This is a genomic window from Massilia sp. TWP1-3-3 (assembly GCF_049897805.1).
Classification (GTDB): Bacteria; Pseudomonadota; Gammaproteobacteria; order Burkholderiales; family Burkholderiaceae_D; genus Telluria_A.
Genome location: NZ_JAFCWX010000142.1, coordinates 1 through 561, shown reverse-complemented (window position 1 = coordinate 561; position 561 = coordinate 1). Strand labels below are relative to the sequence as shown.

1 tRNA gene and 2 rRNA genes are annotated in these 561 nt (G+C 47.2%); all 3 read right to left on the bottom strand.

The window, feature by feature from the left end:
- Window positions 1-101 (bottom strand): 23S ribosomal RNA (locus ACP7D4_RS28230); the annotation flags it as partial.
- 247 nt (window positions 102-348) lie between these two features.
- Window positions 349-424, bottom strand: a tRNA-Ala gene (locus tag ACP7D4_RS28225).
- A gap of 81 nt (window positions 425-505) precedes the next feature.
- Window positions 506-561: ribosomal RNA gene (locus ACP7D4_RS28220) — 16S ribosomal RNA — on the bottom strand; the annotation flags it as partial.

Genomic DNA, 561 nt, shown 5'->3' with positions numbered 1-561 from the left:
AAAGTGTGTTTGCTCACTCCCCGCAGCTTATCGCAAGCTACTACGTCCTTCATCGCCTGTAATCGCCAAGGCATCCACCATGTGCACTTATTCGCTTGTCCCTATAACGTTAGCCTCTCCACCGACTAAGCGGAAAGACGTTACAGAGATAAGAGTACAGCGTTGTTGCTTTGTTTTGATACATACAATCACTACCCATCGAACCGTCTGTCGACGATTCGATTAAAACTTTACTTCTTCCAGATTGTTAAAGAACGAAACAGCTTTTAATCTCTGAAAGATCAAACCTAAACCCAGGCGCCAATTGCGCTGACTTACGTTTGTACTTTAAGAGATAGTAGAGTGTGTTGGTGGAGGATGACGGGATCGAACCGACGACCCCCTGCTTGCAAAGCAGGTGCTCTCCCAGCTGAGCTAATCCCCCAGGGACTACTGTTTCTTCAATTTCAACAGTCGATAAGAGTGGACGCTCAATGAATTGGCTCTATAGCCAGTGCAACTCTAGAAAGGAGGTGATCCAGCCGCACCTTCCGATACGGCTACCTTGTTACGACTTCACCC